This is a genomic window from Altericista sp. CCNU0014 (genome assembly GCF_044923475.1).
Taxonomy (GTDB): Bacteria; Cyanobacteriota; Cyanobacteriia; order Thermosynechococcales; family Thermosynechococcaceae; genus JAAURS01.
This window is the reverse complement of record NZ_CP137338.1, coordinates 2,379,843-2,394,476: the sequence shown is the minus strand read 5'-3', so window position 1 is coordinate 2,394,476 and position 14,634 is coordinate 2,379,843. Positions and strand designations below refer to the sequence as shown.

The 14,634-nt window shown below is 46.2% G+C and carries 11 protein-coding genes; 8 read left to right on the top strand and 3 right to left on the bottom strand.

Annotation, left to right across the window (positions count from 1 at the left end):
• Nucleotides 1-519 precede the first annotated feature (519 nt).
• The 8 genes from R6H26_RS11660 (at nucleotide 520) to R6H26_RS11625 (ending at nucleotide 10,586) form a co-directional block, all read left to right on the top strand.
• Nucleotides 520-2,658 (top strand): GumC family protein, encoded by a 2,139-nt coding sequence (locus R6H26_RS11660; RefSeq protein WP_404790614.1) that lies wholly within the window; start codon nucleotides 520-522, stop codon nucleotides 2,656-2,658.
• Nucleotides 2,659-2,862: 204 nt separating this feature from the next.
• On the top strand, nucleotides 2,863-4,290 hold the full coding sequence (locus R6H26_RS11655) for an O-antigen ligase family protein (protein ID WP_404790613.1): 1,428 nt from the start codon (nucleotides 2,863-2,865) through the stop codon (nucleotides 4,288-4,290).
• Nucleotides 4,291-4,449: 159 nt separating this feature from the next.
• Entirely contained in the window at nucleotides 4,450-5,574 is a 1,125-nt protein-coding gene (locus R6H26_RS11650; RefSeq protein ID WP_404790612.1) for an exostosin family protein, read from the top strand.
• Nucleotides 5,575-5,580: 6 nt separating this feature from the next.
• Complete coding sequence (locus R6H26_RS11645) at nucleotides 5,581-6,438, top strand: glycosyltransferase family 2 protein (RefSeq protein WP_404790611.1); 858 nt, start codon at nucleotides 5,581-5,583, stop codon at nucleotides 6,436-6,438.
• A 209-nt stretch (nucleotides 6,439-6,647) separates the two neighbouring features.
• Nucleotides 6,648-7,538 (top strand): glycosyltransferase family 2 protein, encoded by an 891-nt coding sequence (locus R6H26_RS11640; RefSeq protein ID WP_404790610.1) that lies wholly within the window; start codon nucleotides 6,648-6,650, stop codon nucleotides 7,536-7,538.
• Between the two features lie 28 nt (nucleotides 7,539-7,566).
• Entirely contained in the window at nucleotides 7,567-8,505 is a 939-nt protein-coding gene (locus tag R6H26_RS11635) for a glycosyltransferase (RefSeq protein WP_404790609.1), read from the top strand.
• 82 nt (nucleotides 8,506-8,587) lie between these two features.
• Nucleotides 8,588-9,598 carry a DUF6625 family protein gene (locus tag R6H26_RS11630; protein WP_404790608.1) on the top strand — a complete coding sequence of 337 codons (1,011 nt, stop codon included), beginning with the start codon at nucleotides 8,588-8,590 and terminating at the stop codon, nucleotides 9,596-9,598.
• A 37-nt stretch (nucleotides 9,599-9,635) separates the two neighbouring features.
• Nucleotides 9,636-10,586: a glycosyltransferase gene (locus R6H26_RS11625; protein ID WP_404790607.1), complete on the top strand. Its 951-nt coding sequence runs from the start codon at nucleotides 9,636-9,638 to the stop codon at nucleotides 10,584-10,586.
• A gap of 41 nt (nucleotides 10,587-10,627) precedes the next feature.
• Here R6H26_RS11625 and R6H26_RS11620 read toward each other — a convergent pair whose 3' ends face one another.
• From R6H26_RS11620 to R6H26_RS11610, 3 genes are all read right to left on the bottom strand, one after another.
• Complete coding sequence (locus tag R6H26_RS11620; protein ID WP_404790606.1) at nucleotides 10,628-12,154, bottom strand: GMC oxidoreductase; 1,527 nt, start codon at nucleotides 12,152-12,154, stop codon at nucleotides 10,628-10,630.
• 6 nt (nucleotides 12,155-12,160) lie between these two features.
• Nucleotides 12,161-13,234, bottom strand: a complete 1,074-nt coding sequence (locus R6H26_RS11615; RefSeq protein WP_404790605.1) for an NAD-dependent epimerase/dehydratase family protein — start codon at nucleotides 13,232-13,234, stop codon at nucleotides 12,161-12,163.
• 216 nt (nucleotides 13,235-13,450) lie between these two features.
• Entirely contained in the window at nucleotides 13,451-14,626 is a 1,176-nt protein-coding gene (locus tag R6H26_RS11610; protein ID WP_404790604.1) for a hypothetical protein, read from the bottom strand.
• Between the last annotated feature and the right edge of the window lie 8 nt (nucleotides 14,627-14,634).

Sequence of the window (14,634 nt, the reverse complement as noted above, 5' to 3'; positions counted from 1 at the left end):
TGTCCACTTTTTCGGGGTAAGGTCACTTGGCAGTTTGTCAAACCCAAGGCCATCTGTACCTTTTTGAAAGACATTGCGTTGACCTTTAGCCTCTATTATTTGGACGAATCCTTGTATCCACTAGTACAAACAAACAATACCCTCGAACGCTTATTTCGGAAATTTAGGGCTAAGACTGATAGAATTAGCGCATTTTCAAATCCAAACAGTTGTTCAACTCTTTTTTTCCTAGTGATACAGCATGACCGTGCCAAACATAACCGTCTCAAAAGTGTGACAAAAAACTAGGGACATTAACTCTTAATCTCGGAAAGTAGTTTGTGGATATTTTGTATAGAGTAGGTTGATAGTGAAATACTTTTTTCTTTGGAAGTCCCTTGCAAACGTTTCTCATCTAAACCGCATAAGTTCTACTCTATATTCATTACAGGAGATACAATTCTAAGATAAAAGAACCTCGTTGCCTCAAAGTTTTCAACAGGGAAACTTAAAACAGCTCAATTTTCTGGAGATACATGTATGAATGAAATGCCTTTGTTAACAATAGTGATAAAGCGTAACTTTTGGAATGCACTTGCTGCATTCACCTCGGCTATTGGCGCATCGTTAATCTATTTAGTCATTACGCAACCACTTTATCAAGCATCGTCTAGACTTATACTTGATGAACGGCGCACTAGTGTGTCTGAATTAGGGCGAAATTTAGCAACAGCACCCGTGCCAGGAAATGCTAACCCCATTGCCACTCAAGCTGAATTAGTTACTTCGAAACAGCTTGTAGTTAGGGCCCTCAGTTTAATCCAAAATGTGGATCGCGGACAGAAACCACTCCCTACAGCAGATGAAGTGAAAGGTCGACTCCAGGTTAAAATTTTACCAGCCACAAATATTCTCGAAGTTATTTACCAGAATCCCGATCCTCGAATGGCAGCGGAGGTAGTGAATGCCATTGCGAGGGCCACAGTTCAAGAGAGTGGGGAAAGCATCCGTCGAGAAGCTTTCTCAGTTCGGCAGTTTATTGAATCTCAAATACCACAGCAGGAAGGAAAGCTACAGCGAGCAGAAGCTGAAGAGAGCAGATTTAAAGCATCCCGAGGGGTTATTTCTATAGATACTCAGTCGAATAGCCTTGTGGCCAGTTTGACAACTATCGAAGATCAAGAACGTACTTTGATCGCTCAGTTACAAGAAGCTCAGCTAAAAAACGAGCGGCTACAACGTGTCACCGGAGTAGATGGAGTCGAGAGCGCTTATATTTCATCTCGAGTTGGACAAGATGAAGAGCTCAAGGACTTAAGGCGCCGACTATCTGAAATGGATGCTCAAGTCGCCGACAAACGTTCTCGATTGGCAGATCAAAACCCGGAAATGTTAGATCTAATTCAAAAACGAGATGAAACTCGGACGTTGTACAGACAGAAGTTAGCACGTGTTAATCCAAGAAATCAGACCGTCTCTGGAACTATGGCATCTGACGACTTAAGCCGCAATTTAATGGCTGCTTACATTGCAGGCGAGGTCGATCGCAGTGCGATGAGCGAAAAACTCAAGGCTCTGGAAAATCAACGTAAATCTCTGCAGGCAAGCATCGCCCAATTGCCAGCCGTACAAAGAATTCTCAATACCTTAGTCAGGCGTCGCGAAACAGAAGCGGAAACCCTCAAACTCTTGAAGAATAATTTAGAGCAGGCACGAATTGCAGAAGCTCAGCTTGTCAGTAACGTTCGCATTGTCGGACTTGCTACACCGCCCTCTACTCCAAACAGCCCTAAGCCTAGATCGATTTTGCTTTTGGGGGCTGCTTTTGGTTTCATATCGGCAATTGGTATTGTTCTATTAGGTGAAATGTTAAGAAATACCGTCGGTAGTGCAAGGGAAGCCGAAACTCAACTCAAGCTACCCATACTCAGCACGCTCCCTCGCCTTTCACCAGAACTCGATCGAGAATTTTTGGAAAGTTTTTTAGACAATTCTATAGCGATAGAACCTTATCGAAAGTTGCTCAAAACACTGGAGAGCAATAGCGATAATAACCTGAAGGCCATTATACTCAGTAGCATTGTTGATGAAGAAGGAAAATCGAACGTTGCCGCTCGCCTTGCTAGCGTATCAGCAATGTTATCTCGGCGAACGCTTTTAATTGATGCCGATTTGAGTCGTCCTTTACAACAAAATTTCTTCGATCTTCCAGCTATTCCAGGCCTAATTGATGTAGTAAGTGGGAGCATACCCCTCCTATCAGCCGTAAAATCAACGGGAATTCCTAATTTAGAGATATTGACAACAGGCCAATGGCTTAAACGCCCCGCTCAGGTACTAGAAGCTGCTGCCATGTCAACGTTGTTAACAGAAGCAAAGAATATGTACGATCTTGTTATCATTGATGCGGCAGCGGTTAGTCTTTACTCTGATGTCATGACATTAAGCCAACAGACCAACGGTCTAGTACTAGTGGTACGTCCAGAAATCACTCCGAAAGCGATCGCACTTCAGACAATCGCGGAGCTAAAAGGATGCGGCACTAAAATTTTAGGGATGGTAATCAACGAAACACCTGATGCGGTCAGAATACATAACTCTAATCTAATGCATGAACTTGTGAATCCATTAGAAACCATTACAGAGAACCATTCAGAACGCCCTTTAGAAAGAACGTGAAGAAGGTTCTAAAAATCTCTTACCACTTCAGAATAAATTCAGACATCGACTTATACATTCATTTTTTAGCAATAATGAATGTATAAATTAGCCTGGAGTGTATATTGAACTCTTCTGAAGACATCATTCTAAGCTAGTTCGATTTACGAAATAATTTTAGGGCCAATAGATTGTCTAACTATCGTTTCTAGAAGTATAAAATTCATGGTTTACTCAAAGTATTTAATCGGAGTTATTGGCGTTCTAATAGGAATAGCTAGCATATTTTTGACAGGGACTAAGTCATTATTTGTTATTTCAATTTTATTTATTCCTGTACTAATTCGTTTCTTTTTCAAAAATTTTGAAGTAAGTGTAGTTGGACTCTTAATTCTCAGATCGGCACTCGATCCTTTCACAGATCGGGGATTGACAGGGGCATTTGCAGTCGGGCTTTCAGGTTTAACAATCATTTATACGATCGTTCGCCTTCTTTCAAAACAGAAGGTTCAAATTGACTCTTTCTTTTGTTTTTTTGCACTTTGGGTCGTTTTACAAGGCTTGTGGGTCGTTTTGCTACCCTTGGGTGGTCTGGGTTTTGGTGGAGAGTATCTCTCTGATGCCGTACGAGAATGGGTACGCATATTTTCTTGGCTCATGGCTTATCTACTTACGCTTCAATTAAAAGAACGTCTCTCTCCAGAAAAATTTGTTAACTATCTTTTTCTAGCTCTAGCCATACCTATTGGTGTAGCATTTCTCCAACTTCTAGTTCCCGATCGCTTACTACCAACTTTTTTAGCCATAAACCGCAATCAGGAAAGTCTTCGAATTAATGGAACGCTAGGCGTAGCAAATACATTTGCTACGTTTCTCGTTTTTTTTATCGGCCTAACTTATTGGAAATTAAACAATACTCAGAAACGTCTTCCTTGGGTATTACTACTGATTGTACTTGTTTTCTTCTTGGTTAATACACAAACATTGGTCGGCATTACCATGTTACTGGTTTTGATCCCTTGCCTAATCTTGTCTCAGCTTAATTTTAGAAATTTAATTAGCTCAGTATTATTAATTTCTTTAATGTTTGGGATATTTTTAAATACAGATTTCGGTCAAGAACGCTTAGCTTCAATAGCGCAAACACCATTATTCAATTCAGATATTGACATATCGCGCGCCGTCCTACTTTCATCTCAAGATTCAAATAGTTTTAACTGGAGAATTGCACAATGGACTGCACTCTTAAATCATTGGAAATTTTCACCAGTTTTAGGGTATGGACTTCAAATGACAGATTATTTAGGGCCGATGTTCGCCTGGGCGCACAATGACTACATTCGCGTACTTGTGGAAGAGGGCGTGGTTGGTTTTACTCTTTTTCTATTATTTTTAGGAACTCAGTTATTACGACTACTTAGATTAATCGTTTCTCCATTAACAGTAAAATCTCAAAAAAGCTTTTGCCTAACTCTATTTGCAAATATGCTAGCCATAATGGTTGGCATGCTAACCGAAAATATCTGGAGTCACACGGCCCTCTTTTTCTATTGGTTCTCTATCTCAGCGATCGCCAATTGGAGTTGGGGCGATCCGGAAGGAAAACTTGTCTTAACTCCAGAACCTAAAATACGCCTAACACACTTTGGATAAATTCCTAAGAAAAGGTCTAAATTTAAAATCGTAAACTAGCACAGTTTATCAAACATAAGACTTATTCTGGATTTAAATCGTTGCAAGTATGATAGAGCACGAGCTATATTTTAGTTAGAAACAAGTATTGATAAATATTGAGACTTTACCAGGCTTCGTATGAGCAAGTCGTCTAACAGCCCAGAAACAGCCAATCTAAGACAACTAAATATTTATACCGACCCGACTTATTTACCCGAAGGAATCCCCCATATTTTCTTTTTATCCGGCTTTTGGGGAAAGAATAGCGAAGACATTTCTAATCCAAAAACTCGTTGTTATGATGAATACATTAAAATCAGTTCCGATTTTTTAAACATGGTTCGAGTAGAAGATGCTCAACTAGCCATTTTACCTTTTGATTGGTTTCAAGGAAAAGACCATCCTCAAGGTTTAGAGTTCGCCCGAAACATGGCCCAAAAGGCAGCACTTCAAGGCATCCCACTCGTCATATTTTGCTTAGATGATGCAACCACAGCAATTGATTTAGAAAACAGCTTAGTCTTTCGGACTTCGAGCAACCGTTCCAGTCGCCAGCAAAACGAGATTGTCATACCTGCTTGGAGCGAAGATTTTGTAGAGCATTATTGTCACGGTCGAGTCCAACTGCGCAGCAAGTCCAGCCGACCCGTCATCGGCTATTGCGGCTATACTGCCCTGGTAAAACCGCGAAATCATCTTACCAATCATCTCCGCCTGAAGTTGGGCGCACTCCCTGGGATGGCCCGGATTGTCAAAAAAGTGGGAATCGAATTAGTAAAGCATCCCCTCCCATGGCTGTACGGTTCGCGAATTCGATCGCAGGCACTGTTCGTCCTCTCAAAAACGCCAAAAGTGGAATGCAATTTTTTGATTCGGGACTCGCTTCACCATACTGAAAAACTAACCTTATCTCAGCGAGAGCAGTTTGTTGAGAATATGCTCAATAGCGACTATATTCTTTGCACTCGGGGCGGGGGCAATTTTTCATACCGCTTTTACGAAACGCTCAGCTGCGGGCGGATCCCCGTATTCGTCAATACCGACAGCGAACTGCCCTTTGAGCGCTGGATTGACTGGAAGCGTTATTGCGTGTGGGTTGAAGAAGACGATCTCCCTTACCTAGGAGAACGCATTCGCGAGTTTCACGCTCGACTCACACCGCAACAGTTTCAAGAGTTACAAATTGAATGTCGAAAACTATGGGTAGAGTGGCTTTCACCCCAAGGATTTCTTAGAAACTTTTACCGTCACTTTGAGTCTTAACGACAGATGAAACGCATCCACGCTATTTGTTTAGTTAAAAACGAAGGAGATATCGTTGCCCAGACCCTGCATTACGCGAGCAGCTTTTGTCATAAAATCTACGTTTTCGATACCGGCAGCAATGACGACAGCTGGCAGCAAGTCAAGAAATCGGCCAGCGATGTCGTCATTCCCTTTCGGCATGAAGACGTACCCTTCTATGATGGATTGCGCGCTCAAGTCTTTAATGCAATCCGCAGCGATCTAGCCGTAGGAGATTGGTTATACATTTTAGATGCCGATGAGTTTTTAGCCGAAGACCCCCATAAGGGTATCCGCATTGCCGAAGCAGAAGGCGCCCAGCAGATCAACACAGCTCAGTATAATTTTCACTTCACCGATGCAGATTGGGAGCAATATCGGCAAGGTTTAGACTCGCGGGACTACCCAATTTCCCAAAGGCGGAGATATTATTGTTTTACCAATATGGAGCAGCGCTTATTTCGGATTGACTCCGATTTAACCTGGCCAGACTGCATCAATGCCGAAAATCCCCACGGCTTCATGGCTCCCCAAGGCTCCAGAAAGTTAAAAAAGTGTTCCTACAAGATTCCCAACTGTCACTATCAATACCGCGATCCAGAGCAGATTCAACTGCGACTGCAAACGCGGCGAGCTGCAAGAGAAACCAACCGACATAACTTCGTTCACTATCAATCTCTAGATACGGATATGAACTGGCAGCGCTATATTGCCCCTAGTCAAAAATTAAACTACTACAACAATGACGGTGTTTTTAGGATTCGATTAGAAGAGCGGATCTCCCTGTTCAAACAATTCTTCGGCACCCGCGATTTTTTCCGTTTTGACTTTTTGGTCAGATAAGCGGCTAGGCCTCTTTAGGTAAGATGAGCTGCGAAGTTAGAGCCATTATTTTCAAACGTATTACCCTCAAACGAGGGCTATCGTAGCGGCTGGGGCCGCTGTTACCAGGCATGCCGAGCCTTAGATGCTAATCGGGGAGTTCCGGCTCAATTCATTCGACCGTTCCAGAAACCATCCTTACCCAATTCGGATCCTCTACCTTTATCGCTATGACCACTTTTAGCGTCATTATTCCGGTCTATAACGCCAGCACCTATATTGAGCAGTCTTTAAACTCGGTATTCGACCAAAGCTATCAAGATTTTGAGGTCATCGTCATTGACGACGGTTCGACGGACGATACTGCCGAGCAGGTCCATCGGTTTTCCGATCGCGCTACCCTGCGCTACGTTCATCAATCCAATGCCGGCCCTGCAGCAGCCCGCAATACAGGAATGAAAATGGCCGCAGGTCAATTCATTGCCTTCCTAGACGGAGACGATCTATGGCACCCTCAAAAGCTTGCGGCCCATTTGAGCCGCCTGCAAAATTCGCCTCGGATGGGCATGAGCTTTAATTGGTTTGAAGTGCTTTACGGTTATCCAGACGGCAAGCGCCTTCAACCTTGGTTTTTCCCACCCACTCAATCCACGCTGCGCTGGGCCGATTTTCTCGAGCGAAACTGGACCGGAACGAGCAGTACAGTTGTCGTACGAGCGGAATGCCTTAAAGATCGATGCGGTTTTGACCCCCGATTTCGAACCGGGGAAGACTATCACCTCTGGCTAGAAATTGCAAAGGCAGGGTGGGAAATTGGCTTTATTCCCGAAATATTGACCGTTTATCGGAAGCGGCCTAGCAGTCTTACGGTCAACTACTTACAAATCGCGCTCGATGAGCTATACATCATGGAAGAGTCCGCACGCGGTTGCGAACCCAACGCTCGAACAATTCTCGAATTTGCCATCATGCGTCGTAAAGTGGACGTTGCTTGGGCGTATTTCAAGACCGGACAAAAAGAACTGGCCTGGCAGGCATTGCAGAGGGGGTACCGTGCTGTCCCTCAATTCATGGCAGAACGGATCCTACGTAAATGGCTGCATCGTCCCTTGACCCCGTAGATGACTCAATAACGTTAAAAAATGCGCTATGAATACTGACCTGCCGATGCTTTCTGTAGCGATCCCCGTCTATAACGAAGAGAACGAGATCGCCGAGCTCCTGGATTCGCTGCTCGCCCTCAATTGGCCGAGCGATCGCCTGGAAATTCTATGCGTCGACAACAATTCGACCGACAAAAGCCTCGAGATCCTGCGCGCTTATCCCACCATTACCGTCCTTCAGGAGGCAACGCCAGGACCCTACACGGCGCGCAATACCGCAATCCGACACGCTCGAGGAGAATTTATTGCGTTTACCGACGCCGATTGCCAGGTCAGCCCGAACTGGCTGCTCGAACTGTGGCAGGCCTTCGATAGCCCGCAGGTGGGCGTCGTCGGCGGGACCCTGATCCCCCGTGCCATTAGCAACTCCATCGATTACTTTGAAGGTTGCGTCCTGAAGAGTCCGAACCACAGCCACGGATCCGCTCGCACGCAACCCTACGTCGTGACGGCCAATGTCATGTACCGCAAGGCGATCTTTGACGAACTCGGACTCTTCGACGACCAAAACTTTTCCGGGCCAGATGTAGAAATGAGCTGGCGGGTGCTGCAATCGGGTCGCTATACGCTCAAAATATGCGAGGAAAACCAGGCGGTCGTCCGGCACCGCTATCGCACCCGGTTCAAGGATTTTACATACGTATTAGAACGGGATGCCTACGGATGGTTTTTTCTCACCTCCAACCACCCCCACATGGCACCCGTTCCCCAGCCGATCAAGTACTTCGTCAAGCTGCTCTTGGGGCTGATGGTTTACCCGTGGATCGCTCTAGCGCGGGTGATCGTGGCCCCCATTCGACGATCGCCCGCTTGGGAACTACCGCAAGATTTACTCCGAATCGCGGTGTTATGGCATCACTTCATGGGAACCTGGACGGCAAAGCTCGCCTACGAGGGCCGACAGCCCCCGCGAATCCTGCGCTGACCCCATGTTTTCGCCTCTTTCAAACCCCTAGGAAGGCGATCGCCAAGCATTGATATCAACCTTGAAGGAAAAGCATTTGGGTATGAGCCGTATTGCACTGGTCATTGTTTATGTCGGGCCTCTGCCCGACTATTTTCGTTACTTTTCAGAATCAGTCGCTCGCAACCGAGACATCGACCTCGATGTTTACCTTTTTACCGATCGAGTATCTCAACCCGATCTATCCGGCAACCTCAAACAAATCCCCTTAACGCTGGAACAATTTAACAAGCTCGCATCCGAAAAACTAGAGATTCCAGTCAGTGTAAACTGGGGATACAAGCTCAGCGAATTCAAACCCGCCTTTGGGGTAATTTTTGAAGAGTATCTAAAAGATTACGACTTCTGGGGATATTGCGATCTAGATATTATTTTCGGAAAAATAAGTCACTTTATCACGGAAGAGATCCTAACAAATTATGACATAATCAATGCTTCCGAAATGCAGCTAGTAGGACATTTTATTTTATTTCGCAATAATTCTACAGTGACAAATTTATTTCGCCAGACAGAAGATTATATCAAAATATTTACCGACAACGATCGGTATTATAATTTCGATGAATCCTGCATGCGCTTCTACCGCAGACCCTTCTCTTTTGAAGAGTTGCAAGAAACATCTCAACTCGCTTCCCTCTACGATATCGTGATGAATTTAAAGGAAAAATACGATCTTAAAATATACATGAATGTCATGTGCCGGGAGGAACCCCCCTTCGACATTATTTATCGAGATGGTACATTCTTTGATTCTATCACCCAGAAAGAGTTTCTCTATTTTCACTTCGTCAAAGCCAAGCTATTTTACTTGTTTTATTTTTACCTGCCACCGATGCAAAATTTACCCGATGAATTTAGTATTGTCACCGGAGGAATCATTCCAGGTTCTCCAGATAATTATTTAAATAAATTGAGGTGGGATATCGAGCGATCGCTTTTTATTCTAAAGTATTTTCTCAAGAAAATTTGGAGCAAATTAAAGTTTGAATCGCAGCAAACATTACCGGGATGGGAGCGCAGAGAATTGAACGGCGATGCAAAATCCTCAGAGTAATCTTAACGTAAGCCCCGATCGAACAAAAATTTGCCCTATGGAATACCCCATTAGCGTCATTATTTGCAGTCACAATCCTACGCCCGCGTATCTCCATCGAGTCCTCGACGCGCTTAAATCCCAGACCTTGCCGATGGAACAGTGGGAACTTCTGTTAGTCGATAACGCCAGTCAAGAATCTCTAGCCGAGATCGTCGATCTGAGTTGGCATCCCCACGCTCGCCACATCTTCGAAGCGGAATTAGGGCTGGTTAACGCTCGCTTGCGCGGGCTCAAAGAACATCAAGGCAAGCTTTGCGTGTTTGTCGACGATGACAACGTCCTCGACTCGGATTACCTGCAGATCGCCCTTGAGATTTGGCACGCCCTGCCCGCAATCGGGGCTTGGAGCGGCCAAATCGTTCCCGACTTTGTAGGCGGAACCCCTGAGGAATGGACGCGTCCCATGTGGAATCTCCTCGCCCTCGACCAATTTGAGAAAGATGTCTGGTCCAATATCGATATGGTAGAAACGATGCCTGTTGGAGCGGGCATGTGCGTTCGCAAAGAAGTCGGGCAGCAGTACGTCCACCTGCTCGAGACCGATCGCCGGCGGTTGCTTCTGGGACGTCGCGGTAAAACAGGTCAGATCTTGGCAAGCAACGAAGATACGGACATGGCGCTATCGGCTTTAGACATCGGGCTGGGAATGGGAAAGTTTACCCGGTTAAAGCTCACCCACATCATTCCGGCCAGTCGGCTCACCGAAGCGTATTTGCTCAAGATTCTGAAAGGAATTGTCTATTCAATGAGGGTTATGCACTATTTAAGGGGCGTGCCCGAGGTGACCGAAGTGCATTCTTGGCGGCGCAAAATACGTCTTTTTCTATACAACACATTGATCATGACGCCGCTAGAACGCAAATGCATGCTAGCGACGAGGGAAGCAAAGGCCCTCGCCGATCGACAAATTGAAGCGCTGAACGACAATACGACTGTCAGCTTTTGATTTCTAGATCGGCTTCGGGGAGTAGAACTCAATATTGGCACTCAAGGAAGAGAGGCGCTGTTTCGAATTAGAAAATCGGCAGCTCGCATGGCGATCGCCATTGCGGTCAGCGTTGGATTCTTTTCAACGCAGGTTGTAAAACAGCTGGCATCGACGACGAAAACATTTGGAATATCGTGCATGGCATTAAAAGCATTCAATACCCCAAAGTTCGGGTTATCGTGCATGCGAATCGTCCCCCCGAAATGGACGGACGTTCCGGGGGGCTCAATGGCAATGTTTTTAGGGCGAAACTGCCAACCCGCTACCTCCATTAACGCCTCAGCCGCACGGCGACCGTCTGCGAGGGTTTCGAGGTCTTGGCGATCTTGGCAAGTCCCGATCCTCAGCAGCGGCAAGCCGTATTCATCCTTAGCCGTAGGGTGGAGGGAAACATGCCGAGACTCTTGGGGGACTTGAGTGCCAAAGCAGGCAAATAGCAGGGAGAATTCGCCCTCTTGCAGCGATTGCGGGGCCAATCCCAGATTGCCGCGCAGTTTGGCATTAGCAAGCGGTTTTTTATCGAGCGCGCCAGCATAGATCTGAAAACCAGTCGTCCGCAGCGGCTCTGCTTTTGCGTAATCTGGGCGAGTCAGGTATGACATCAAGGACTGCTTTAACGGAGGGCGATCCACATCGTAGGTATAGGCCGCATACATGTTGTCGTGGAGATATCGACCGATCAGACCGCTAGCATTGTCCACGCCACTGACACCGTTGCCAGAACAGGAGTTCAACAGAATGTGGGTCGAGCCCAACTGCCCGGCAGCCAACACGACCGCTTTGCCCGCTTGAAAACACAGCTCGCCACTTTGGCGATCGATATATTCAACCCCCGCCGCGGCAGCTTTCGTTTGATGCAGTTGCAAGCGGGTGACATGAGCGTTACTAATAAGGCGAAAATTTTTGCACCGTCGCAGTCGAGCGAGCAAACGAATGCCAACATTAGCGGGCGAAGGAATTTGACTGAGGATCGTTGAATTGCCGTACACGTGATTGGTCGGAACCAACCAGCGATCCAGCTTTGCAGCCGCTGCAGCAAGATCGGAAAATTCCTGGGGAACGTCGAGAACGCGACTTACTTGACAAGCAGGAAGCACGGGGACCGATCTCGTACCGCCACGAACGCCAATCAGTTGCTCGACACGGTTGTAATAAGGCTCGAGATCCTCGTAACGAATGGGCCAACAAAACCGCTGCGAAACTAACTCGCCCTGCGTAAAATCCTCTGCGGCAAAACGCAGCACCACTCCGCCCCAAAAACTACCCAGCCCTCCCAGCAAATGGGCCTTAAACCATCTCGTCAGAGGGTCGCCTAAATTCTCAAAATGAGGGTAGGTGACCCGATCCCGAATCTCTAACGCATAAGGGCAGTAGATTTCTCGATCGCAAAGACGGACGTGCAAATGCTTCGGAAAACTGCAGCCCGATTCTAACAGGGTTACCTTAAAGCCAGCCCGAACGAGCGTCCAAGCCGCAATGGTACCCGTCGGACCGCTGCCTACAATCACAACTCGATCGTCTGACATAGATATTTACCCCATCTCCGGGCGGTTTTGATGCCACCATTCCCGAATTTTCTCCATTCCAGTCGCCAAAGAAACTTGAGGTTCAAAATTCAAGCGATCGCGGGATTTTTGATTCGAAAATATCGGCCGAGCGACCAACGTCCGAAATTCGTCGGGAGATGGATAGTAAATGGGTTTGCCCCAAACCGCTTTCGCAATGGCACTCGTCCCTTCCCTAATTTTTCTTTTTTGAAGCATTGTCGAGACTAGCTCTCTAAAAAAAGGGATGGAGTCTTGCCACTCGCATTGGTAATCGATCGGCAAAGTAATTAAAGCTTTTTCCCCTAGAATAGATTCGTAACCCGTCAGCAATTCTCTCCAGCTCACGGGCCGATCGAGACTGATAATAAAACGTTGCCCGTGCAGATCGGAGATTTCGCAAGCGCGAATAATCGCCATCGCAGCATCGTCGATATAAATTGGATTGCAGTAACCCGTACCGGACCTCGCGAGCGGAATAAACGCGGTTTTCATGTGGTTTAGCATTCGAGCCGTCTCGCCCCGCGCTCCAGGACCGTAAACCCGACCGAGTTGGAGAACGACAACTTCGGTACCGCCCGTCTCTATCCCCAAAACGAGTTTTTCCACCGATTGATAAATGGACGTCTGAGGCCTGAGAGATGAAAGATAAGGCGACTCTTCCGCGATCGCGATGGAAGGGGGAGGATCTCCATAAACAGCTGTCGAGCTAATGCAAACAAATTTTTTAACTCGCGCTTCAGCACAGACCTTTAAAAGGGTTTGAGTCGAGTCAAGGGCAAACCCGAACTGCTCCTGCAACGGATCGTGAGGGTTGTGCCCCAAATGCACGACGCAGTCGCAACCGACAATGTGAGGGAACAGTTCAGAGCAGTTCGAGAGATCTAATGGCACGTCGAGAACGTTTTCTCGATTGCAAACGCTCGAGACATCCGGTCGATCGATACTAGAAAAAGGGGAATGCGCTGCAATAACATGATGCCCGCATTCCAGCATTTTCATAATAAGAGCTTGACCGATGAACCCGCTGGCATCAGTCACAAAAATTTTTAATGCAGGCATTCTGTCGAGCGTTTTTCGAAAAGAGAGTTAGGCCACAACAATAGAATACCCACGCTCCAGTATTTTCATAACAAGCGCGCAATCGAGAAACCCACGAGCAGGAGCAAAAAAGTTTCAAATGTCACAAAGCCTATCTGGATAATAACAGATTGCCTTGAAGTTATTTAATTTTAAAAAAATGTTTTAAAGTCACTTAATTTTAATTAAGTTAATTAACTATTTTGCAATCTGCTCTATCCATCGCTTGGCAATGTTATCCCACGTCTCAGCGCACGCCACTTCGCGAGCATTTTGGCTCAATTCCTTGAGCTTAACCGGATCCTTGAGCAGTTCTACGACTTGATGAGCCACAGCAACTTGCGTACGGGGATCGTTCGGATCGCCAGAACGCTTCAAACAATATTCTTTCTCTACTAAAGCGGCATAATCTGTCGTCACTGGCAAACATCCGAGCACTGCTGATTCTCGGAGGGAAATTCCGTCTATTTCCTCAAAGGTAGTCGCGTAATAGTGGATGACCGCACTCGACTTTGCAGCAATCAAAACATCCTGACCGACTTTGCCATGCTCGATGATGCCGGGTTGCTTCATCAATTCGATCGTTTTGTCTTTCCAGCGTCGGTAGTCCAGATTGTCGCCATACATGAGATCGGTAAAGTCCCATCCGTAATAAATATGCAGGACGGCTTCTGGAATTTCCTTTTTGATAATCGGCCATCCATGAATCAGCATCGGTTCCAATCCCCGCTGATAATTGGATGCATAGATGAGTTTATAAGGATTCTTACGAGTGACATCAATATCGATGAGCGAATTTCTAACGCCATTCGGAATAATCGCAAACTTATCTTCTGTAACTTGGGGAAGCAGCCCTCGCTGATATTTCGACTTAAAAAATATCGTTTGTACGTTCTTCAAGTTTTGCGCGTTAAATTGGTCTTTATAGAGTACATCGTGCGCGTCAAACCAAACTCTGTTCGCCTTGTAAGAGAAGTCGATCGCATCTACCCGCCGCCAAATAATCAGCGTATCGAACGTATCGTATGGATTGAATTGAGTGTAGGTGCGATAATTCGCGCCATCGTACGTCCCGGCTTTATCTCCAAAATTCCCGTAAACCGTCACCGCATACCCTAACTTGCTCCACTCCCTAACCAGATGGATAATGGCCGTTTCAGAACCGCCAATGCCAACGTTGAGACTGTGCGGCGACCACTCGTACATCGTGTGACCCGCGAAATAGACGATCGACCGATCCGGCCAAGTCCTTGCAAACCACTTGTTTTTGAGTTCGAGAAGCCTATCTTTGAGCGATAAAATTCTTTTGAGCGCCTTCGCGAGCCAAGCGAGGTTGCTTCGCTTAATCCAGTTTTTAAAATCTCGATAGTGCATGTTTGAGG